This is a genomic window from Tolypothrix sp. VBCCA 56010 (assembly GCF_050875635.1).
Classification (GTDB): Bacteria; Cyanobacteriota; Cyanobacteriia; order Cyanobacteriales; family Nostocaceae; genus Hassallia.
This window is the reverse complement of the sequence record NZ_JBPAOH010000406.1, coordinates 1-643: the sequence shown is the minus strand read 5'-3', so window position 1 is coordinate 643 and position 643 is coordinate 1. Positions and strand designations below refer to the sequence as shown.

At 41.7% G+C, this 643-nt stretch carries 1 protein-coding gene; it reads right to left on the bottom strand.

Going from position 1 to position 643, the window contains the following annotated elements; all coding sequences use genetic code 11:
• Positions 1-15 precede the first annotated feature (15 nt).
• Positions 16-643 (bottom strand): RNA-guided endonuclease InsQ/TnpB family protein (locus AABK37_RS41750; RefSeq protein WP_432557235.1); only part of this gene is annotated, 628 nt, incomplete at its 5' end.

The following is a 643-nucleotide window of genomic DNA, read 5'->3' as shown; positions in this document are numbered from 1 at the left end:
ATGAACTACCCCACCCTATAGAGGGATGGGGTTTCCAACTTCGCAGGGAATCGCATCTAGCAAAACCGAAGTTTTACCAGGTTGACTTATATTCCCTCCATTGGCTGTAGCACTGGTTCCCAATGCCAATATCCGCAAGGCTTCGTTTTTGATATTCACAGCCGCATTGACATCTCTATCATGATGAGTTTGGCACTTATTACATGTCCAATTCCTGATATCCAATGACAAGCTATCTATTTTATTGAGGCAAACGCTACAAGTTTTTGAGGAGGCAAAAAATCTATCCACTTCTAGATAAGTTTTTCCGTCCCACTCTGACTTGTATTTAAGCATGGTACAAAATTGCCCCCAGCCGCAATCACTAATAGCTAAGGCAAAATTACGATTGCGTACCATGCCTTTGATATGAAGATTCTCCACTGCAATAACTTGGTTTTCGTTAACTATCTTGCGGGATAGTTTGTGGAGAAAATCTTCTCTTGCTCTTGATATTTTTGAATGTACTCTCGCTACTAACTTTCTTGCTTTAGCTCTGGTGTTACTGCCTTTTTGCTTACGAGCAAGGCTTTGTTGTTTCTTTCTGAGGTTACGGGCATATCGTTTGGTATGACGTGGGTTATCGAACTTGCTCCCATCGCTA